Origin of the sequence: Pseudomonas sp. PDM26 (assembly GCF_019219185.1) — a bacterium.
GTDB lineage: Bacteria > Pseudomonadota > Gammaproteobacteria > Pseudomonadales > Pseudomonadaceae > Aquipseudomonas.
In genome coordinates, this window is the sequence record NZ_JAHUWC010000020.1 from 41,536 (window position 1) to 62,266 (window position 20,731).

Below are 20,731 nucleotides of genomic sequence, written 5' to 3' on the forward strand. Positions count from 1 at the left end.
AGCACCTCGTTTTATTGTTTTAAGTTTGGTGACGATGTGTATCCAACGAACTCGTTGTGTAAGGCCGCGATGGCTTCAAGACGCTTTTCGACCTCGGGCCCCAGCTGTTTGCAGACGTCGTTGACCAGCAGGTGGACCAGCGACAGCATCGCCGCTGTCGATTCCCAGAACAGGTTGAACTCGGTGGGCACGCGGAACACTTCATCGGCGTTCTGTTCGGCCCAGTCGCAAAAGGTGTCGGTGATCAGCGTCACAGGGATTCCGGCACTGCGGGCCTTGCGGCACAGGGTCAGGGCGTGACGGGAATAGCGGCGGGCTTCGAACACCACCAGCGCGCTGTCTTCGGGGGCACTGAGCAACACGTCGGCGTAATGCCCGGCGGCACCGTCGACCCAGTGTGTGTCATCGCGCAGGTACTGCAGCAGATGCACCATGGATGCTGCGATGCCACGCTCTGTCTGGAACCCGGCGACGAACACCTTGCGCCGGGTGGCCAGGCGCTGGCTGACGTTGTGCCAGGTCGGGGTGAGGCTATATTCGTAAACCTTGACCAGGGCCGCGACTTCCAACTCGAAGCTGCGCGGCAGGCCTTGCGGGCCCTGGCTGGCTTGATGGCGAAACTCCTGCAAGCGATCGCCCACCAGCCATGGGCCTTCGCCCAGGTCGACCTTGAGGTCGTTTTTCAGGTCTTTGAAGTGGCTATATCCAAGGGAGCGACAGAAGCGCCCCACACTGGACTCACTGACGTTCAATTTCGCGGCAATATCAGCGGCAGTCTGGAACGGCAGTTCATAGAGGTTGGCCAGCATATAGTTGGCAATCACCCGGCCTGAGGCGGCGGCGGTTGAAAGACTGCTTTCAAGGCGTTGTTTGATGGGCTGGCTCAAGGCTGCTTCCTGTTGTTTTTCAGCGCTTACGAAAGAAAATGCGTGTTTTCTGTCACGAAGTCAATACATGACAGATAACTGTCACTGCCGATGGTCGTCACTCTGGTGCGCAGCATCGACAACTCGGTTGGAGGTTCAGGATGCCCCAGGCAAAGCTCGACCATTGAATTTATGACGGCGGCAAAGCACCGTATCAGGACGCCGTAAAGGTATTTTCCATCGGCCAGCGCATTTCCAGATGCTCAGTCAAATAATCCATAAAAGCTTTGACCTTGGGTGTGATAGCGGCGCGCTCCTGGACGCATACATAAATATCGAGCGGTTCAGCGTAGGCATAAGTTGATGCGTGGCGATGTTCAAACAGAGGGACGAGTTGGCCACTTTCGATATAGGGCGCCGCCACGAACTCTGCCAAACGGGTTATTCCCGCGCCGCGGATGGCCATCTGGGCTAGCGCGTCAATATCGTCGCTGATTGCGGTCGCATTGAGAGTAGCGTCGTATCGTTGCCCGTCCTGGATAAAACCCCAACGTAGAAAGCGTCCGTCTAGCGGGTAGCGAAACGCTAGACAGGCATGGTGTTGGAGTTCTTCAGGGGAGCGTGGCCAGCCGACTCGTTCCAAATAGGTGGGCGACGCGCAGATGATAAAAGGGATTGAAACGATCTTGCGAGCGACGATCCCCTCTTCCAGTTGTGGTTTGATCCGCAGGCTCAGATCAATGCCTTCTTGAATATGATTGATTTTGCGATCTGTGGTTGAGAGTTCAAGTATCAGGCGTGGGTAACGTGCAGCGAAGCCGGCGATCAGTGGTGCCAACACATGCCGCCCGAAAGCGGAGGTAGAAGCAATGCACAGTCGCCCTTGCAGTTGAGTCTGTGCGTTGGTGATCGCGCTTTGCGCCGATTCGAGATCACGCGCTATGCGTTTCACTTTTTCGTAGTACACCGCGCCACTTTCGGTTAACGCCATGCTGCGTGTGGTGCGCTGGAGAAGGCGCGTGCCCAGGTGGGTTTCCAAGCGGTTTATGGTCTGGCTAACGGCTGCCGCACTGACGCCCAGGGTTTTGGCCGCGCCCACGATGGAGCCCGCTTCAACCACTTTGATAAAGCTGGCAATCGCCCCTAACAGGTTCATCCTTGGCCCAGCGAGAAGAGTTATTCATAAGATTTTCTTTATAAAGCAACCACTGCTAGCCGTCTAGTTGCTGATTTTTGATCTTGTTATGGTGTTCATCACCTATCAATCGAAGATCAAAAAGGTCTGATATGAATCCAAAAGCATCCTCTAAAGCTCTATTTTTCAACCAACGTAAGCTCTCGGCTCGCGCTACTCCTTATGTTTTTGCACTGTATATGGCCACAATCATGGCGCTCTTGATGTCACTCGTGATCACTGCGGCAAATTCCGGTATTGAGATTGATTACCTAAGTAATGCGCTGCACGCCTATAAATTGGCTATGCCAGTGGCATTTCTGTGCATACTCGTCGTTCGCCCCATTGTGCTCAAACTGGTGTCTTTGACTGTACACCCACATCGTTAAGGGCCGCCGCTCGGTGGCCAATTTGATGGGGTATTGTGGAAAAGCCGCCGCAGATGGTGGCCAAGCATGTTGCCGCGCTTGAGCAGCGGCCAGGTACGCGGCTACTGAATCGTAGGTACGCTTCAGCCAACCGGCAATTTGTTCCGGTGACCACTGCAATTGAAGCTTGTCTGCAACAATTTGCGCCACCGCTCGGTTCTCAACAAGTTTGCAGACCTTAGGTCGATGTGCGCGGTCCCGGGCAGTCTGATCAGCTCGATTAGCCCAGCATCCTTGGCCACCGTTGCGTCTGATCTCACGACTGATCGTAGAGGCTGTTCGCCCTGGCAGCGAGTCTTGATAGCAAGTTCTGTTCGCTTTGAAAAAAAGCAGGATAAAAGAGGTGAGGATTGCCAGGCGAATGCAATCAGGTGCGCAACTGGAATGCAGTTTCGCACCTGAAAACTATTGGAGGTTGATTGACACGCCAAAGAGACCTGACGAAATGCCGGATTAATGCAACAAAGAGCGGCGCCTCGCATAGGCGAAGTAGATCACCAGGCCAATTGCCAACCACGCCCCAAATACCAGCCAGGTCGTCTGCTTGAGGAAGGTCATCAAGGTTACGCAGAACGCGATGGCGAGCAACGGAACAACGGGCACGCCCGGGCATCTGAATGCGCGAGGGAGATCGGGTCGGGTCTTGCGCAATACGATCACTGCCACCGAGATCAGACTGAATGCGGCCAACGTACCGATATTGATCAACTCGGCGAGGACGTTCAGCGGAATCAGTGCCGAGATCAGCCCGAAGACTATTCCGACCATCCAGGTGGCGAAAAAGGGTGTGCCGAATCGTGGATGAACCCTGGAAAGGCGCTGGGGAAGCAGGCCGTCGCGCGACATCGCGTAGATGATCCTGGTTTGACCGTACGCCATAACCAGGATGACAGTCGTCATGCCAACGATTGCGCCTAAATCAACGAACCCGGCAACCCAGCTTTCACCGGCATATTGCAACGCCAATGAGACTGGATGATCAACGCCAAGGAATTGGGCGTAGGGCACGATGCCGGTCATGATCATTGAAACGGCAACGTACAACACCGCACAAACGGCCAAGGAACCGATAATGCCGATAGGGAGGTCACGCGCCGGTTTTCTCACTTCTTCGGCGGCAGAGGAAACCGCATCGAAACCAATAAAAGCAAAAAAAACCAAGGCCGAAGCACTCAAAATGCCTTGGCCACCGAAGGGCGCGAAAGGTTGCCAGTTAGCTGGCTGAACATGTCGCGCACCAACGGCGATGAAGAGCAGCACCACGGCGATCTTGATGATCACCATCACGTTGTTTACGCGCGCGGACTCCTTGATGCCCATGGAAAGCATCCAGGTAATTGCCAGCATAATCACCAGCGCGGGTAGGTTGAACCAGGTTTCCACACCGGGCAAAGAACCTGGAGCCGCCGTAAGCACAACCGGAAGACTCAACCCAAATCCGCTCAGCAGGGACTGGAAGTAACCCGACCACCCAACAGACACAGCCGAACTGGCCAGTCCGTATTCGAGCATCAGATCCCAGCCGATCATCCAGGCCACCAACTCTCCCAGCGTCGCGTAGCTGTAGGTGTAAATCGAGCCTGCTACCGGTACAGATGAGGCGAACTCGGCATAACAGAGCGCTGCAAATGCACAGGCCAACGCCGCTAACAGGAATGAAACCGTGAGGGCCGGTCCCGCAGTCAATGCGCCGGTTCCGGTCAATACAAAAATGCCCGTCCCCACGATTGCACCGATACCAATCAGGACCAGATCCATCGGCCCCAGCACTTTTTTCAACCCGGCAGGAGCTCGGGCCGCAGCAATCATTGCGTCCAGGTCTTTTGTTCTGAATATGCTCAATATTGCCTCCGTTGTTACTTGTTTTTATTGTCAGAGCCAGTGGCTTGGGTGTCGGAAATGACAAGAAATTGTATTTCAGTGCCTCGAAAATTAGCTTTCGAAACGGATCTGTATTTAATTATTTTTCAGACGTTAATTATCCAAAATGTGTTCTTTATGTAATTTCCTTTCTAATATTTGTCGTTCCTGGAAATGGATGCTTGATCAAGGACCTGCGGGATGGGGCCAATTGCCCTACCGCGTACTCATTGTTAAAGGGAGAGAACACATGGCGGAAATGGATAAGGTTGATCGTTCAATTCTGGAAATTCTGCAAATGAATGGTCGCCTGACGAACGCCGAGATCGCCGTTCGTGTCTGCCTGTCAGCGCCAGCCTGCTGGAAGCGCCTGAAGCGCCTGGAAGAGGAGGTGATTGTCGGGTATCACGCGCACTTGAACCCAAAGACCATGGGGCTGGGACTTTTTGCTTTCATCAGCGTCACCCTCGATAGTCACTCCGAGGACGCCATGGAGCATTTCGAAGCGGGCGTTCTGGCGCTGCCCAACATTATTGCCTGTCACAAAGTGTCGGGGAAATACGACTACCTCTTGCAGGTAGTCGTCAAAGACATGGAGGCATTCCATGAACTCGCCATGCATCGCATACGTACGCTCGGCAATATCAAGGAAATGTACACCGGGTTTTCGCTCAAGGAGATCAAGCACTGCAATACCTTGCCACTGTAAGTGCCTGGACTTGCCCCTTGTTCAGGACGAGTCACACAATCAATGCCGGGTTTGGCGGTAATGCTGTTCACTTAAGCGAATGTGGTCCTCTGTAGGAGCAGCCGGTCGACGCTCGATTGCTCGCGATGGTCGTTAACGATAACGCGTATTTACTGGCTAAACGCGGCGCTCTTGAGTCCATCGTCGGAACGCCGCCCGGAGCAAGCTCGCTCCTACAATTTCCTTAACTGAACAGCATTACGGGTTTGGCGGGATCTTTGTATCCTCGAACCTGGCGCCTTCGATATGGGCCGGCATTCTATCTAACGACAAAGCAACGACAGGGAGCGTCATCAATGCAATCCAGTTTCAGCAAAGGCGTCATGTTTGCACTCTGCGCCGCGGCACTGAACGCAACGATCGGTGTACTCAGCAAAGTACTCATGAGTAATGGCTTCACTGCCAGCAGTGTGGCCGTCATCAAGACCCTGCTGGGTTGCCTGCTACTTTCGATCCTGTTGCTTTTCCTCAAGCGCCCGGCGTCTACGGCCAAATGGACTCAGGCGGCAATCTGCGCCTTCCTTGGCATCTTCGTGCTGTTTCACTTCGAAACGTCCGCCTATCGGCATTACGCTGCGGCAGGTGTAGTGGTGGTGCTGATGGCCAGTGCCTCGATTTCTTCGATCATCCTGGGGCGCATTTTCCTCAAGGATGCCATCACCGCGAACGCGACCGTGGGCGCCGCACTGGCCATCGCCGGGATCGCGGTGATCTTTGGCGCCGACCTGCAACAGGGCTTTACCCTGCAAGGCGCTGCGCTAGCCTCCATGGCCGGCTGCGGTTATGGGGCCTTTTCGGTTGCCATGAAGCAGATGGGCGTGTCCGGGGGGCTGCACCTCACCCGGCTGCTGTACGTGCACTCGCGTTTAAGTGGATTCGGATTCTGTATCGGTGCTGGCAGACCAGGACGCTCTACGATGAAACCACCTATTTGAATGCCTTGAGGAAGCGTGGTTCACCGCTCCTGAAGAACCTCGATTTAGGTTGACTGACTTCCTCAGGGCGTGAAGCTGCCGGTCAGCAATGGCTAAAATTGACCGATTGCCGCCCCTCGCCAAGGGCAGCAATTCTACTACTTGCCGCCACTCATCGATGGTAACGAACCACTCCCCCCCATCTTCGTCACACCACTGCTGCTTCAATCGTTCTGGAACGCCAGGCATAAGCCAACACCATCAGCAGCCCCAGAGCAGCCATCGCCGCTCCGGCCAGGGAAATCGCCGGATAACCCAGACCAGCGTTGATCACCGCTCCGCCCAGCGCTGCGCCAATCGCGTTGCCAAAATTGAAGGCGCCAATGTTCACCGCAGAGGCAAGATTGGGCGCGTCCTTCGCTGCTTCCATGACGCGCATCTGTAGCGGCGGCACCAGGGCGAAACTGGCGATACCCCATATCAGGATGGCCAGAGCAGCCGGCACCGTCCAACGCATCAGCAGGGTGAACGCCAGCAAGACGAGAATCAGAACGCTTAGCGAGACGATCAAGGTGCGATCTATCGAGCGGTCGGCGGCCTTGCCGCCCCATATATTGCCCAGCGTCAACCCCACACCAAAAAGCACCAGCATGGCGGTGATGTAGGCGGTGGAACTATTGGTCTCGCTGCTGAGGATCGGCGCGATGTAGGTGAAGACGGTAAACATTGCGCTTGATCCGACTACGGTCAGGGCCAACGCGCCCAGCACCGGACCACGCCCCAGTACCCGAATTTCGGCCATTACACCGACGCTTTGCGGCGTCTTCAGGTTAGGCAGGGCGAACCACAACGCGGCCATGGTCACCACGCCGAGGCCGGTAATTCCCCAGAAAGCGGTGCGCCAACCGAACAGTTCACCAAACCAGGCGGCCAGCGGCACACCGCCGATGGTCGCCAGGGTCTGGCCCATGAACATCGCCGCAACCGCCCCGGCACGTTTCTCCGGGGCGACCACGCTGGCGGCGACGATGGAGCCAACGCCAAAAAATGCACCATGGTTCAGTGAGGTCACCACCCTGGCGACCATGAGGCTGTAGTAATCGGTGGCCAGGGCTGACATCAGATTACCCAGGGTGAAAATCGCCATGAGCCCGATCAGCAGATAGCGCCGGGGAATCCTGCCGGTGGTCAGGGTCATCAGCGGTGCGCCGAGCAATACGCCCAGCGCATAAGCACTGACCAGCAAACCGGCGGCGGGAATGGAAACGCCCAGATCCGCAGCGATACCCGGCAACATGCCCATGGGGGCGAATTCTGTTACGCCGATGCCAAAGGCACCGATGGCGAGCGCGACAAGTGGTGGATTGATACGCATGGAAGGCTCCTTATCTATGCCGCCAATGCTACGATCCAGTTTTTTCAGGCGGTAGATAGCATTTTTGGTAATCACCTTTGCGCAGGAGGCACAAGTGGATTTCAACGGCAGGTCAGGTGAAATGAGCGTGTTCACCACCGTGGCGCAGGAAGGCAGCCTGTCGGCCGCCGCGCGTGCACTGGGCCTGACACCCTCGGCAGTCAGTCGGATCATCGCGCGTACCGAGCAACGTCTTGGCACCCGCCTGCTGTTGCGCACCACCCGAGCGATCACCTTCACTGCCGAGGGCGAAGCGTTCCTGCGCGGCGCCCGGCGTATCCTGGCCGACATGGACGAGGTCGAAGAAGCCATCGCCGACCAGGGCGTACCCAGGGGGCGATTGCGGGTCAGTGCCGCCCTTGGCCATGGGCGGCTGGCCATCGTTCCCTTGGTCGCAGCATTCAGCGCCCGTTACCCGAACATCGTCGTCGACCTCACCCTCGGCGACGAAGTGGTCGACATTCTCGGCGGGCAGGCCGACGTCGCGGTCCGCTTTGGCCATCTGCCCGACAGCCCGCTGACCGCGCGCAGGATCGGCGACACCGGCCAGGTAGTGGTGGCATCGCCCGAGTATCTGCAGCGCCACGGCATCCCCCAGGAACCGGAAGACCTGCTACAGCACAACTGCTTGCGCTTCAACTTCCGGCGTGCCGAACCCAACTGGCCGTTCATCCGCGATGGAAAAGAGTTTTCCCTAAAGGTCAGCGGCAACATCGAATGCAGCAGTGGTGAAGCGCTGGCACAACTCGCGCGAGCAGGTGCCGGCATTGCACGTATCGGTGAGTTCAGCGTGAGCGAGGATCTGCAGCGCGGCGACCTGATTCCGCTGTTGGAAGCCTGGAACCCCGGGGACCAGGAACCGATTCATGCGGTGTTCGTCGGCGGGGCGGCAATGCCGGCGCGGGTGCGATTGTTCGTGGACTTCTTGCTGGAACATCACCGGATCTAAGCGGAGGCGTAAGCTGATATTTCCGGGTACTCGTGATGTTGAAGTGACCAAAACATTTTTGGGTGCACTATCAATAGGTGGTTTGCCTTACTGGAACAATCGTGAGCTCTGGCATTGATGGGTCGTCCGCACGTCTTAAATGGCCGTCGTGAAAGACCGCTTTTGGCCGTTAACTGCCTGCCAAGAACTGCCATAAGCGCCCGATTCATGGCTTGAAGGTCGCCTGTTGTTCACGTCCCCAGGGCCTGATCCGCGTTTTTTCGCCCCACCTGCCACTTTCGCCACAATCGGCTTGGATCTAAAGTCAGGGGCGCACCTTCAGGGGACTTCCAGTCATGTACAGCTCGCTTGCCATACCGAGCACCGCTCGCCAATTGCATGACCGGATCTATGCTGGCGAGATCATTCGCTTCACTGACCTGCAGTCCATGACGGCGCTGGTGGAATATACGCGTGCGTTCCTCGAAGACGCGCTGCATCCCTGGTCGCCGCAACAGATCCATCGCCATTTGAGCCACCCTGAGCAGATTGAGCGCTTTGCGAAAATCCAGAACGACTTCGCAGGCTCGGCTGAGGTCCAGCAGCGCTGGCAGGACGTCGTGCAAAGCCTTGGCATCGCCCCCGATACCCTGGCGTGCGATCGCCTGCATTTGCGTTTTCAGCCGCATTGCGAGCCAGGGCAGTCGACGCCGCGTGCCCGCACGACGGCCACCATTGCGTTTCACCGCGATACCTGGGGGTCGAATATCTATGCACAAACCAACTGGTGGGCGCCCATCTATCCCATCGCGGCAGGGCGTACCGTCGCCTTGTATCCAGGCCTATGGCAGCGACCGCTGGGTAATTCGAGCGCAGATTTCGATATGCGCGCCATTTTGCAGCGATCCCATCGAGACGGCCGCAATGCCGTGGATGCCGACGAAGCCATTCCGCATCTGCTGGAAGCGATCGGCCCGCAGGAGGGGATTGCCGTCGATATCGCTCCGGGGAGCCTGATCGCCTTTTCCGGGGCTCATGCCCATGCCGGCGTCGGCAATAGCACCGGGCTGACACGCATCTCTTTCGAGACCCGATCAATACTGATCGCCGACCTGTTGGCCGGATTGGGAGCGCCCAATGTCGATGGTCACGCGCCGTGGAAGACTATTGGACTGTTTCGCCGAATGAGCGATGCGCAACGCCTGAACGAGATCCTTGGCTGCGGCTTTATCGAGCCCTATCTGCGGCCAGCAGAGCCCTGACGCTGGCGCCGGTAGTCGCTTGGGGAAAGACCGGTGTGCTTGCGAAATACATGGGCGAAGTGACTGGGGTTGGAGTAGCCGACTTCATTGGCGACAGTGACCGCGCTCAGTTGTGTTTCGCGCAATGAGCGCCGCAACGCCTTGAACGAACAGGCGGCTGGCCACGGGCCGTTCGGCTTCTTTGCGCGGGCATTGCAGCAATGCGACCAGCTGCGGATTCTCGAAGCCGGACACACCCCGAAGTGTGGCGTGTGCGGCGTTTGCCCCGAAGACGTCCTGCAGTGCCTCGTCGAATAGCGACAGGCCCAGCAGCACCATGACCACTTCGAAAGGTTCGGGGCTTAACCGTCTCCAGCGAAAGTCATAGGGCGCACCGACTGTTTCAACAGAGTCGGCCGTTTGCTGCCTGCTACGACGCAGCTATCGGGCCAAGATCCAAATTGCTGTCAGCGCAATGACTTCTGGTAATAGAGCCGGGTATGTCCCGGTGGATAGTCTGCCAGGCGTCCGAATTCGGAATAGCCAAGCTTTTGATAAAAGCCGGGTGCCTGAAAGCTGAAGGTCTCCAGCCAGATACCAGTGCAGTTCTTTTTCTGGGCGACCTCTTCGGCCATGCGCATTAGCCGCTCTCCGATACCTTGGCCACGCATCGACTCGGGAACGCTGACAAGATCGATGAGCAGCCATCGATATGAGACCTTGCCGTACAGCCCGCCGATAACTTCATTGCTGTCAGGGTCTCGTAGCAACAGGGCAAATGTTTCATGGGCGTCGTCCCCACCGTTGGCCAGATTATGGGCCAGCAAAGGGGTCAAAATTCCTAACCGCTCTTCTTCAGTCGCGTTTTCCGAAAGCTGAATTTCTACAGACATGGTGCTCTCCCTGAGCTATGAGTAACTGGGGCAACAAGGTAGCCCATTTCTGTCACCCCATGGTGAATCAGCAAATGCATCAATCGTCCGGTTTTTGATGGGCTGGATGGCTGCTCTTGGTCGATCTCTGCCTCTCACGACCGACGGAAATCGACCCATTGCAGGCGATCGCAGCCAATACAGTTACGGTCAGTTTGCCAGCGCCGAGAGTCGCATCGTGCAAGATCTACCCGGTTGCGATGCACTTGAGCATCACGCTGCGTCAATGCCTGTTGCAACCGCCAAACCACCGCTACACCAGGACAATACGTTTCAGTTTGGCGTTCAGTGCGGCGAACGCCGCTTCGGTACTGGCCTTGTGGTTGGTGATGAGCACGTCGATGCGTTCTGGCGGGCAGAAAGCGACGCGGCTCTCCACGCCAATCTTGCTGTAATCGGCGAGGATGACTACGCCTTCGGCATTGTCGGCCATGGCGCGTGCCACTTCGGCTTCGCGGTGGTCGTAGTTGCTGGCACCGCGCTGGGCGTCGATGCCGACCGGCGACAACAGCGCCAGGTCGGCCCGATAGCGGGCAATTTCCGCCACCGTGGTGCTGCCGACCGTCGCCGGCGCACGATCGTCGAGTGAACCGCCCAGTACGAGCACCTCGTTGTGCCGACCGCCCGACGCGGCGGGGTTGCGCAGTTGCAGTGCCACGTTGAACGAGTTGGTGATCACGGTCAGCCCTCCCAGCTTGGCCAACTCTTCGGCAAGGATGACGGTGGTGGTGCCCGCGTCGATGAACACTGTCTGCCCATGTGACAGCAGACTGACCGCGGCGCGCGCGAGGTCACGCTTGAACTTGACGTTGCTTTGCGCCCGCTCGGTGATGGGCGCTTCGTCCTCAACGCGGATGGCGCCGCCGTGTATCCGCTTCAACTCTCCCTGTTCTTCCAGAGCGACCAGGTCGCGCCGCACAGTCTCGCGAGAAACATTCAGCTCCGTGACGATGCGGTCGGTGGTGACGCGCTGCAAGGTCGATAGCAGTGCGCGGATCCGCTGGTAACGCTCTTCTTGCCACATACCGGGTGTCCCTGCTGTTCGAGTCGCTGTCCGAGCACGCATTGTGGAGGGGCGTCAGTCGCTGTCAAGTTTGGCGCGGCCCCAGAATCATTGAGCTGACACGGTCTGCGCGTCATATTTGTGCAATATTGAGGCAATATTGTTTTTTTGTGTATTTGGAGCTAGCCTCGTGGCCGGACGGGCTCTTCCCCTCGTTCGTATTTCGAAACACGCTTTCGCCATCGCCTCGGTTGTAACCTCTCGTCTAGAAGTAGGAGCTATGCCATGCAGCGTCGCCAGTTTCTGAACACCCTCGCCACCGTTTCCGTCGTCTCTGCGCTGTTGTTGTCATCCCGTATAACGCAAGCCGCCACGCCTGCGGCCACACCGAGTGCGCTGGACCCAGCGCGCTGGTCGCCGCTTAACCAAAAGCGTCTGCAAGCGGTGATCGATGAGCACGGCGTCAAAAGCGCGTCCTACCGTCCTGACCAGCGCCCATACGCGGTGTTCGACTGGGACAACACCTGCATCATGAACGACTGTGAAGAAGCGCTGCTGGTCTACCAGATCAATCATTTGCAGTACAAGCTGACGCCTGATGAGTTCGCTGTTGTGGTGCGTCAGGACGTGCCGAACGGCGCGTTCATGAAGGACTACACCACGGTGGACGGCAAGCCGGTCAAGATGGAAGACATCGCCAGCGATGTGGAAGCGGATTACCGCTGGTTGCACGCCAACTACAAGGGGCTCGCTGGCGACAAGAGTCTGGAAGAGATCCAGGCCAGCGAGCAGTACAAGGATTTTCTCGCCAAGCTCTACTTCATGTACGACGCGATCTGCGACAGTTACCCCGTGGAGATCGGCTACAAGTGGATTCTGTATTTCTACAAGAACATGACCACGGCTGAGTTGCAGGCGATGGCCGAGGCTTCCAACAACTACGCCATCGGCGACGCGCTGCGCAAGGTCAAGTACGAGAGTTCGCGCACATTACCGGGCAGGGCCGGGGTGGTGGCCGATACCCACTTCCATGGCATTCGTATCCATGAGGAGATTCGTGGCCTGATGCACACGCTGCGCGCCAACGGCATCGACGTCTATGTCAGCACCGCCTCGATCGACGATGTGGTACGCGTGTTCGCGGGCAATCCTCATTACGGATACGGCGTGCCGCCTGAGAACGTGATCGGCCTGCGCATGGCGATGGAAGACGGCAAGTACACCACTCGCTATCAGCCAGACTGGCACTTCAATTACGGTCCGGGCAAGACCGTCGGCATCAAGAACGTGCTGGTTAAACAGAAGGGCTATGGCCCGGTGTTGGTGGCTGGCGACAGCGATGGCGATGCCTGGATGCTGCGCGACTTCAACGATACGGCGGTGGGGGTGATCGTCAACCGTATGAAGAAGGGCGAGATCGGCGCCGACAGCCAGCAGGCCGCTACCCAACTGGGCAAGCCGGACGCCCGCTTCGTCCTGCAGGGGCGCGACGAGCACACCGGCCTGATGATTCCAGACGAGAAATCGCTCAAGTACGGTAAAGACGAGCTTAAGCTGCTGGCTTGATGGCACTGGCTCGCGGGTGGCCGGCGGCCATCCGCGAGCCGCAGTGCAACTCGCCTTGTATCTGCGGGAATGATGATTCTGCGTCGGAAAATCGGTACCGCTGCCGGCCCGAGTGAGTCTGTAAGTAGTATCGAGTCAAAATTGTGGGTTGCCCCAGGTTTTCGAGGCGCGTCCCACAGGCCGCTTTCGGCCGATTGTTGCCTGTCATGAAGGGCTGCAATCGACTGTGGATTCAACCGCTCGATGGAAGAGTTAGGCCTCAGTGCTGGTCCGTCAGGATTGGCCTGATCGACTGAGCATCGGCTTTCAGTGCGAAGTAGGTCCATATGCCTCCAAAAAGATCCGCTACTGCGAAGAGAACGATCATTGGACTGGCGAGGCCAACGACAGCGAAGGTAGTGAAGGCCACGAAGACGACGAAGCGCGTGTACACCGACGCTTCCAGAAATGGCCTGTTTTCGTGCTTGGCTGCGACCCATGCGTAGATGCCAAAATTGAACGCGATAACGCCAACCACGTGAATCCAGACCTCGGAGGTTGGTGGAATCCGAAAGATCGACAGCAAGAAGTTCGGCGCTACGACTAACACGGCACCAACGACGAACAAATAGATGGCGAAGGCCTTGGCGCTGAACGCAGACCTGGACATATTTTCCTTTCCTTTAGTGATGTACGGCAGATGGAGCGAATGAATCCTGGAGGCCTGACGTTTGACTTGAGAAGCTTGCCAGGGCTTGCCGGAACAAGCCTCTCGATGGAAGGGTTAAACTTCAGAGGGGCACACAGCGTTCTCAGCCTTAGGGGCAGGTAGCCAGAGGCCAACCGACGCGCGCTGCACGCAGGAGGCTGGCCTTAACAACCAAGCGGTGAAATGGGGCAATGACGAAGATGTAGGCCCGGCCTAGACGGTTGTGGCACTGGACCACGGTTGAAACAACGAGTTGGTGACTGCCTTCCGGCTCTGCCTCTCCAGAACACAGAACCGATATCCGGAAGTCGAGGTGCTTGTCGTCCTCTCCCAACACGATTTCAGTCTGGTTCGTGCTGTAGACCTTGAAGATTCCAATCCGATTAGCAAGTGATGCCAAGTGTTTGGCTGTCTTGAGACCGAAACAGGCAACGATAGTGTCTCGGACTTTCATGAGCCATCCGATCCAGGATGGCTGGTGGGAAAAGATGAATCGAGCCAGCAAATCTGGATTGCTGGATGTGCCCGCAGGGAGCCGAATCGCAAAAGCGTCCGCTAGGTTCATCGACTTGTAAAAGTGGGAGATGCCGGACCTCGAGGGGACTGGCACGGACGTAATGAGCTCGAACTCTCTGGGCATCGGGGATCTCTCCTGAGATCTAACTACTAATTAGGCGACTTGCCATGTCATGTTTCTTGTTGCGATGGCCTGTCGTATAACGCTCCTTGTCGCCCTGTCAGTGCTTGTCTAGCTTAGGGCAAACGCGACATCGCCCTGAGAGAAACACGACAAGGGCGACGGTAAGCCCTGTTGCCTTCTAGACTCGAAAGCAGCATCGGTAACGCTACCCATTTGCCATCACTGTGTCCACCGTCCGCTCCTGGCCGAGAGTCGCCTCTGGCCACGTGCAGAAATCAGTCAGTAGTGAACGCTTGGCGCCGGTACCTACGGCCAGATTCGACCCAAAGACTCCTGACGTATCAGACATAAAACCGTAGGCTCACCTCACAGCCGCAGCCGTAAGGTTTCAAACAGCGCGCGGTCTTCCTTTTTGGCTGAGCGCGCATGGCGCCGAATGACCTGCAACAGGCATTCGGTGAAGCAGACCGCCGGATTGCTCAGGGCGCCATTGCGGCGCGTGACGATGCTCAGCTGTCGGGGCTCGAACTGCTCGGTCAGCCCCAGGGCTACCACACGCCCCAGAAATGGCGGGGCTGTGCTCACGATGGACGGCCCCCAGGTGCACATGTCGGCCCGCTCGACCATCATCTGCAAAATGGCCAGTGAATGAGCACGCACGATTCGATTCTCATCAATCTGCGCGCCGTGTTTCCAGAACAGTTCCTGCATCAGCCCGTCGTGCCCGTCCGGCGCGTAGTTCAGGGTCCAGTTTTCTTCCAGTAACTCGTGGATCGATCGCGCATGCTGTCGGGCGTGACCCTCGCGGACCAGCACCGAGGTCTGGTAATCGAGCAAGGTTTCGCAGGCGAATTCCTGGGTCGATTGTGTGGGATGGAGTTGGCCAATCGCAAAGTCCATGCTGCCGTCGCGCAGCAGCGGTTGGGCAACGGCCATCAGGCTTTCGAACAGTTCCAGCTTGATGTGTGGCATACGTTCGCGAAAAGCCAGCACGACTTCGGGCAGGAAGGTCAGGGCGACCCATGGGGTGATCCCGACGCAGAGCCGGCCTTGAGCCTTCCCACGCATGTGATCAAGCTCGGTCTGTGCGTGCTCCAGTTGCTTGATCACCAGCCGGGCGTGAGTCAGCAGTACTTTGCCGTATTCGGTGAAGTTCAGACCGCTGGCGGTTCGGGTAAACAGCGGTAGCTGCTGGCTGGTTTCCAACTCGCGCAGTGCTTTGGTCACAGCGGCCTGGGAAATCTCCAGCGAACGCGCGGCCGCGCGGATACTGCCGGTTTCGGCGCTGGCAATCAGCGCCTGCAATTGATGCAGTTTCATCTGCTCACCCTGGTGACAACTAATGGTTGTCATCATAACCAAACTGCGCCTCCCCAGCCCAGCGTCCGTTCCCTAAGATCGACCCCAACAGCGCTTTCGCTACTGCACAGCCCCTGTCGAAGGAGAACACCCATGAATGCCGGCCTGGTCCTGCCTGGTATTGCCGCGATGCAAGATGAAATGATCGCGATACGTCACAGCATTCACGCGCACCCTGAACTGGGTTTTGAAGAGTTCGCCACCAGTGAGCTGGTGGCAGCGTATTTGACTCAGTGGGGCTTTGAGGTCAGCACCGGGGTGGGCAAGACCGGGGTCGTCGCCACCCTGAAAAATGGCGAAGGTCGGTCCATTGGCTTGCGCGCTGACATGGATGCGTTGCCGATACAGGAAACCTCCGGTTTGCCTTATACCAGCCGGATCGACGGAGTCATGCATGCCTGCGGTCATGACGGTCATACAGCAGTCCTGCTGGCAGCCGGTCAGTACCTGGCCCGGACACGGGCATTCAACGGCACCGTGCACCTGATTTTCCAACCGGCGGAAGAAGGGCTGGGCGGTGCCAGGAAAATGCTGGAGGAGGGGCTGCTCGAACGGTTTCCGTGTGACGCGATCTTCGCCATGCATAACGTGCCGGGTTATCCCGTCGGGCATTTGGGTTTTTACAGCGGGCCGTTCATGGCGTCCGCCGACACGGTTAACATCAAAATCATCGGTAACGGTGGCCATGGTGCGGTGCCGCACAAAGCCATCGACCCGGTGGTGGTCGCTGCCTCGATCGTGATGGCCCTGCAAAGCATCGTCTCGCGCAACGTTGACCCGCAGGAGATGGCGATTATCACGGTGGGCTCCCTGCATGCCGGGAGTGCCTCGAATGTCATCCCGTCCAGCGCCGATCTGAGCCTGAGCGTACGCGCCCTGACCCCCGAGATTCGCCACTTGCTGGAGGTCAGAATCACTGAATTGGTCAAGGGCCAGGCCGAGAGTTTTGGCGCCCGGGTCCACATCGATTACCAGCATTGCCATCCGGTGTTGATCAACGATCCCGAACAGACAGCATTTGCCCATGGAGTCGCCCGCGACTGGCTGGGAGAGGAACACCTGATCGATGACCTGCGACCGTTCACGGCCAGTGAGGACTTTGCTTTTGTCCTGGAAAAATGCCCCGGCAGCTATCTGGTGATCGGCAACGGCGAGGGGGAAGGCGGGTGCCTGCTGCACAATCCCGGCTACGACTTTAATGACGGCTGCCTGCCGGTGGGCGCGAGCTATTGGGTCAAGTTGGTCGAACGTTTTCTGTGTTGAGATGGCGAACTTTCGCCCGTTGTGCCTGTAAAAAATCTGCGGCCTGAAGAGGAATAAAAATGAACAAGATGATTGCAGCCGTTTCCCTGGTGTTCCTGACGGCCTCGAGCCTGGCGGGGGGGGCCGACTGGTCTGGCAAAGTGTTGAGGCTGGGGGTGGACCCGACGTATCCACCACTGGAATACAAGAACCAGGATGGCACGCTGACCGGCTTCGGTGTCGACATCGCCGAGGCGCTGTGCGCCGAACTGAAAGCCCGATGCGTCTGGGTGGAAAGCAGTTGGGACGGGATGATCCCGGGACTGCTGGCGCGCAAGTTCGATGCGGTGGCGTCTTCGATGACCATCACACCCAAACGCCTGGGGCAGATTGCGTTTACCGACAAGGTGTCCAATGCACCGGCACGGTTAGTGGCCAAACGTGGATCGGGATTACAGCCGACCCTCGAATCGCTCAAGGGCAAGCGCATTGGTGTGGAGCAGGGCTCGACCCAGGAGTCCTATGCCAAAGCGGTTTGGGGTGCCAAAGGCGTGGACGTTCTTTCCTATCAAAATCAGGATCAGGTGTACGCCGACCTGGTCGTGGGGCGGCTTGATGCCTCGTTGCAGGGTTCCATTCAAGCCAGTTACGGCTTCTTGAAAACCGCGGCGGGTAGTGACTATGAATTTGCCGGTGCCACTCTGGATAACCCGGGCTTCTTCGGCGTTGGTGATGGTCTTGGTCTGCGCAAGGACGATGTCGCATTGCGCGAAGACTTGAACAAAGCCCTGGCAACCATTCTCGCCAACGGCACTTACGCGCGGATCAACAACAAGTACTTCGATTTTGACGTTTACGGCGCCCAGTAACGCGTCGTCGTCAGCTTGAGCAGGGCGCTCGTTCGAGCGCTCTACCCCCAGGCAGTTACGGAGCCTGCGCAGCCGATTGTCGATGGTGTTTCAGCACTTGAATTTGTGGAGCCACATGACTGTGCCGGAAAACATCATTGAGTGCCCGATGCGCGCGGCTATCGGTTCAGCAGCGGTGCCAGAAATGCGCACATGCCGCGCCAGTGCGAACCTTCCCAGTAAACCCGTTGGCAGGCGTCGCAGCGCAGGAAGTGCGAATAGAGGACGCCAATGCGTGGCGGTACCAGCGTCCGAGCCAGTTCCGGGCTGATCTCGTGCAGCGGCAGGTTGCAATGAAGGCACAGGCTAAATGGCCGCGCGCTACGCGCCAGGTCGAGGCGCTCGTACAATTCGCGCAGCTGCAGCGACGGTTTCAGGGCATGCACGTAACAGCCGTGGCTGATGATCCGCCGCTTGAGCAGTTCGCGGTCACGGGTCAGCACGATGCGTCCTTGCTGCGCAGCGATCTCGGCGATCTCGCCATCCTCGAAACCATTGTCGTAGAGCGTATCGAAGCCACTCATGCGCAGCAGGCTGGCCAGCCCGCCAAGGTGCGCATCAGCGACGAAGCGCAGCACCCGTAAAGGTTGCGCACGAACCTTGAGCAGCGGGCTGATGTCCAGCGTTTCGAACTTGGGGTACACCGCCAGCCGGTCACTGTCGAGGATCACCCGCTCGAAGCCCGCCGACTCACCGTTGAGCAGCACCAGCTCGACCTCGGTGTGCGGTACTCCGAGCGCCTCGATCATGTGCTTGACCGTCGCCCCTTGCGCGCACTCGCAGGTGAAGGACTGCCGCCGCCGTTCGGCCGGCAGGAAATCGTTGAGCTCCTCATAGAAGCGGAAAGTTGCACGGGTCATGCTCAACAGTATGGCAGGGCTGCGGGATGTGCGAGTCTGGTACGGACATCACCCATCTTGCTTGGGAGTGATCGTCTTACCTGCTTATCACGATTCAGCCACTACAAAGCTTGTTACAGGGCGCCCGAAATCATTCCCGAAAAAGTCGTCTCTACCGGACCGGTCAGGACGACAGATCCCACGCCATCCCATTGAACCGTTACAGTTCCGCCATCACATTCAACCTCAACGCAATTGTCTAACAAGCCGCGACGAATTCCGTTTACAGCAGCGCCACAAGAGCAGGAACCTGAACCAAGCGGAATCGCTCCCCAGCGCTCCCAAATGCGCAAACGAATGTGCTTTCGGTCAATGATCTGGACGAAATGCACGTTCGTCCTGAGGGGGAAAAGAGGGTTGGTTTCTATGGTCGGCCCGATTGTCGCTATGTCCACAGCTGTAAGATCATCCACAAAATAGGTGCAGTGCGGATTTCCCATGCTGCAAGCTGTTGGGCTACCCGCAAGTGGTAAATCAACAGTATCCATTTCCAGAGCCAGAGGAATATCCGACCAGTCGAAAAGTGGTACTCCCATGTCGACGGAAATTGCGCCGGTTGAGGTCCGTTCGCAAGTGAGCAGGCCCCGGTTGGTTCGCAGCGATATCGACTTGGTATTTGATTCGCGCATCAACAAATCCGCAGCACCTCGTGTCGCGCTGCCACAAACGTCCAGCGCGGAGCCATCTGCATTCCAGAACATCAAGCGCGCATCTGCATCATCGTCATCGAGCACCACCGCGAGTTGATTGAACCCGACTCCCCGGTTCCGGTCACCCATTCGCCGAGCCATGCCGTCTGTCATTGGATTGGATGAGTTACGCGAGTCCACGATAACGAAGTCATCGCCATTGGCGTGCATTTTATGAAACCTCAGCGGCATGAATTGACCCTGGCGATGAGAAATTGGATGAGTTGATGTTTAAAGTCGATCTATCCCCATTCGCATGGTTTTTGCAAGCTGTGTGGAAGCGTGGGTCATCGCTCCTCAAGAGTCTTGATTTAGGTTGACTGACTTCCTCAGGGCGTGAAGCTGACTATGCCAAGGCAAACTCCGATTGGGAGTTGTATTCCACATAGGAATGCAGTTAATAAAATTAATGAATTTTTATTATCGCCGTATATGACATAGCTTGATTCAAGGACATGGAGAACCGCCTTGAAATCATCACCTCTCAACTCAGCTGAAAAATTTGATACCAAACGGGCCAATGAATACGGACGACAGAGCCGTATCGCATTAGCAGGATATGACGCCTGCCACGATCTTGTTGCGTGCATGCTGGCGGCAAGCCTCGGCAATACAAATTCGGCGAAGATACTGGTAGTTGGCGCTGGCGGCACGGCGCAGGAAATTATTGCGATGGCAACGCTGGAGCCCGGTTGGCGCTTCACTGCCGTTGATCCATCCGAGCCAATGCTGGAGACAGCGAAGCAGCAGTTAGAGGCAAACAACTTGCGTGAAAGAACGGACATGCATCTTGGGCATGTTGAAGACCTGGCAGCAGACCAATCATATGACGCAGCTACCTTGATCGGTGTACTGCATCATCTCGATGGAGATGATGCCAAACGACAAGTTTTACGATCCATTCGGGCTCATCTAAAGCCGGGCGCGCCGCTGATTGTCGCGGGGAATCAGTACGCTTATGCCAGCCAACCGCTATTGCTTGCTGCTTGGGGGCAACGGTGGCGGCAGCATGGAGCCAGCCCGGATGAAGTGAAGGTCAAGCTGGGGAAAATCCTCCGAGGCGCTGACCCTCCACATTCTGAGGCGGCGGTTCAAAAACTGTTACACGACGCCGGATTCGGGGACGCTACCCGTTTCTTCAGCAGCCTGTTCTGGGGGGCTTGGTTGACGTGCAAAATGGTTTAAGTCTGGACGCGACAGTCCGCTTTTGGCCGATTTCTACTTGTCATCCA

At 57.3% G+C, this 20,731-nt stretch carries 20 protein-coding genes and 2 pseudogenes; 10 read left to right on the forward strand and 12 right to left on the reverse strand.

The features are described 5' to 3' along the window. Nucleotides 1-11: 11 nt before the first annotated feature. Together KW849_RS29290 and KW849_RS29295 are read right to left on the reverse strand one after the other, a co-directional pair. A complete protein-coding gene (locus KW849_RS29290) occupies nt 12-887 on the reverse strand; it encodes a MurR/RpiR family transcriptional regulator (RefSeq protein WP_218433157.1) in 876 nt (291 codons plus the stop codon). Between the two features lie 193 nt (nt 888-1,080). Then, nucleotides 1,081-2,022 carry a LysR family transcriptional regulator gene (locus KW849_RS29295; RefSeq protein ID WP_218433160.1) on the reverse strand — a complete coding sequence of 314 codons (942 nt, stop codon included), beginning with the start codon at nt 2,020-2,022 and terminating at the stop codon, nt 1,081-1,083. Between the two features lie 131 nt (nt 2,023-2,153). On the opposite strand from KW849_RS29295, the gene KW849_RS29300 reads away from it, so the two are divergent. After that, on the forward strand, nt 2,154-2,429 hold the full coding sequence (locus KW849_RS29300; protein ID WP_218433162.1) for a DUF2798 domain-containing protein: 276 nt from the start codon (nt 2,154-2,156) through the stop codon (nt 2,427-2,429). Between the two features lie 492 nt (nt 2,430-2,921). On the opposite strand, the gene KW849_RS29305 is transcribed toward KW849_RS29300, so the two are convergent. Continuing rightward, the gene (locus tag KW849_RS29305) at nt 2,922-4,310 is read right to left on the reverse strand and encodes an amino acid permease (protein WP_305729740.1); all 1,389 of its coding nucleotides are present in this window, start codon (nt 4,308-4,310) and stop codon (nt 2,922-2,924) included. A gap of 196 nt (nt 4,311-4,506) precedes the next feature. Here KW849_RS29305 and KW849_RS29310 point away from each other — a divergent pair, with 196 nt between their 5' ends. Then, a complete protein-coding gene (locus KW849_RS29310) occupies nt 4,507-5,037 on the forward strand; it encodes an Lrp/AsnC family transcriptional regulator (protein WP_256357437.1) in 531 nt (176 codons plus the stop codon). Between the two features lie 335 nt (nt 5,038-5,372). Beyond that, a pseudogene (locus tag KW849_RS29315) lies at nt 5,373-5,981 on the forward strand (EamA family transporter); the annotation flags it as partial. Nucleotides 5,982-6,198: 217 nt separating this feature from the next. On the opposite strand, the gene KW849_RS29320 reads toward KW849_RS29315, so the two are convergent. Then, on the reverse strand, nt 6,199-7,365 hold the full coding sequence (locus tag KW849_RS29320) for an MFS transporter (protein WP_218433171.1): 1,167 nt from the start codon (nt 7,363-7,365) through the stop codon (nt 6,199-6,201). 94 nt (nt 7,366-7,459) lie between these two features. Here KW849_RS29320 and KW849_RS29325 point away from each other — a divergent pair, with 94 nt between their 5' ends. Next, a complete protein-coding gene (locus tag KW849_RS29325) occupies nt 7,460-8,353 on the forward strand; it encodes a LysR family transcriptional regulator (RefSeq protein ID WP_218433173.1) in 894 nt (297 codons plus the stop codon). Between the two features lie 335 nt (nt 8,354-8,688). After that, nucleotides 8,689-9,594 carry a hypothetical protein gene (locus KW849_RS29330; RefSeq protein ID WP_218433175.1) on the forward strand — a complete coding sequence of 302 codons (906 nt, stop codon included), beginning with the start codon at nt 8,689-8,691 and terminating at the stop codon, nt 9,592-9,594. Here the strand turns inward: KW849_RS29330 and KW849_RS31915 are convergent. The 3 genes from KW849_RS31915 to KW849_RS29345 form a co-directional block, all read right to left on the reverse strand. Then, complete coding sequence (locus KW849_RS31915; RefSeq protein WP_371319191.1) at nt 9,570-9,830, reverse strand: helix-turn-helix domain-containing protein; 261 nt, start codon at nt 9,828-9,830, stop codon at nt 9,570-9,572. The two genes, KW849_RS29330 and KW849_RS31915, sit on opposite strands and share 25 nt — an antisense overlap. A gap of 210 nt (nt 9,831-10,040) precedes the next feature. Next, nucleotides 10,041-10,466 carry an N-acetyltransferase gene (locus tag KW849_RS29340; RefSeq protein ID WP_218433185.1) on the reverse strand — a complete coding sequence of 142 codons (426 nt, stop codon included), beginning with the start codon at nt 10,464-10,466 and terminating at the stop codon, nt 10,041-10,043. Between the two features lie 292 nt (nt 10,467-10,758). After that, the gene (locus tag KW849_RS29345; RefSeq protein ID WP_218433187.1) at nt 10,759-11,529 is read right to left on the reverse strand and encodes a DeoR/GlpR family DNA-binding transcription regulator; all 771 of its coding nucleotides are present in this window, start codon (nt 11,527-11,529) and stop codon (nt 10,759-10,761) included. Nucleotides 11,530-11,793: 264 nt separating this feature from the next. On the opposite strand from KW849_RS29345, the gene KW849_RS29350 reads away from it, so the two are divergent. Further along, nucleotides 11,794-13,074: an HAD family hydrolase gene (locus KW849_RS29350; RefSeq protein ID WP_218433189.1), complete on the forward strand. Its 1,281-nt coding sequence runs from the start codon at nt 11,794-11,796 to the stop codon at nt 13,072-13,074. Nucleotides 13,075-13,333: 259 nt separating this feature from the next. On the opposite strand, the gene KW849_RS29355 is transcribed toward KW849_RS29350, so the two are convergent. The 3 genes from KW849_RS29355 to KW849_RS29365 form a co-directional block, all read right to left on the reverse strand. Next, a complete protein-coding gene (locus KW849_RS29355) occupies nt 13,334-13,723 on the reverse strand; it encodes a hypothetical protein (protein WP_218433191.1) in 390 nt (129 codons plus the stop codon). Nucleotides 13,724-13,871: 148 nt separating this feature from the next. Beyond that, entirely contained in the window at nt 13,872-14,402 is a 531-nt protein-coding gene (locus KW849_RS29360) for a DUF2867 domain-containing protein (protein ID WP_218433192.1), read from the reverse strand. Nucleotides 14,403-14,768: 366 nt separating this feature from the next. Beyond that, nucleotides 14,769-15,758 carry a LysR substrate-binding domain-containing protein gene (locus KW849_RS29365; RefSeq protein ID WP_371319192.1) on the reverse strand — a complete coding sequence of 330 codons (990 nt, stop codon included), beginning with the start codon at nt 15,756-15,758 and terminating at the stop codon, nt 14,769-14,771. Nucleotides 15,759-15,854: 96 nt separating this feature from the next. Here KW849_RS29365 and KW849_RS29370 point away from each other — a divergent pair, with 96 nt between their 5' ends. The 3 genes and pseudogenes from KW849_RS29370 to KW849_RS31600 all read left to right on the forward strand — a co-directional run. Continuing rightward, nucleotides 15,855-17,024: a M20 aminoacylase family protein gene (locus KW849_RS29370; RefSeq protein ID WP_218433196.1), complete on the forward strand. Its 1,170-nt coding sequence runs from the start codon at nt 15,855-15,857 to the stop codon at nt 17,022-17,024. 59 nt (nt 17,025-17,083) lie between these two features. Continuing rightward, the gene (locus KW849_RS29375; RefSeq protein ID WP_218433210.1) at nt 17,084-17,872 is read left to right on the forward strand and encodes an ABC transporter substrate-binding protein; all 789 of its coding nucleotides are present in this window, start codon (nt 17,084-17,086) and stop codon (nt 17,870-17,872) included. A 43-nt stretch (nt 17,873-17,915) separates the two neighbouring features. After that, nucleotides 17,916-18,023, forward strand: a pseudogene (locus KW849_RS31600) (histidine/lysine/arginine/ornithine ABC transporter ATP-binding protein); the annotation flags it as partial. Nucleotides 18,024-18,030: 7 nt separating this feature from the next. Here the strand turns inward: KW849_RS31600 and KW849_RS29380 are convergent. Beyond that, on the reverse strand, nt 18,031-18,771 hold the full coding sequence (locus KW849_RS29380) for a Mut7-C ubiquitin/RNAse domain-containing protein (RefSeq protein WP_218433220.1): 741 nt from the start codon (nt 18,769-18,771) through the stop codon (nt 18,031-18,033). Nucleotides 18,772-18,884: 113 nt separating this feature from the next. Then, entirely contained in the window at nt 18,885-19,691 is an 807-nt protein-coding gene (gene dapF, locus KW849_RS29385) for a diaminopimelate epimerase (RefSeq protein ID WP_218433222.1), read from the reverse strand. A 276-nt stretch (nt 19,692-19,967) separates the two neighbouring features. Between dapF and KW849_RS29390 the strand changes: the two genes are divergently transcribed. Further along, nucleotides 19,968-20,684 (forward strand): class I SAM-dependent methyltransferase, encoded by a 717-nt coding sequence (locus KW849_RS29390; protein ID WP_218433224.1) that lies wholly within the window; start codon nt 19,968-19,970, stop codon nt 20,682-20,684. The last annotated feature ends 47 nt before the right edge of the window (nt 20,685-20,731 follow it).